The organism is Photobacterium sp. R1 (genome assembly GCF_054600795.1).
Genome location: NZ_BAAHZP010000868.1, coordinates 1 through 244, shown reverse-complemented (window position 1 = coordinate 244; position 244 = coordinate 1). Strand labels below are relative to the sequence as shown.

The 244-nt window shown below is 54.9% G+C and carries 1 pseudogene; it reads left to right on the top strand.

Annotated elements, in window-relative coordinates:
- Positions 1–244 (top strand): annotated as a pseudogene (locus ACYP03_RS27550) (DNA-binding response regulator); the annotation flags it as partial.

Genomic DNA, 244 nt, shown 5'->3' with positions numbered 1-244 from the left:
CAGGTCTTGAAATCGGAGCGGATGATTACATCACCAAAACCTTTAGTCCGAGGGAGCTGCTCGCCCGCATTAAAGCCTTGTTACGGCGTACTCAGCCAGCGCAGGGTGAAACAGTGGCGCACCAGTTGCAGTTTTCAGGCTGGACGTGCGATCTGATCAAGCGACGGCTAATCAGCCCGCATGGCGAAGTCGTACCGCTTTCAGGCGCAGACTTTAACCCGATCAGCCTGATGCTGGAAAAACC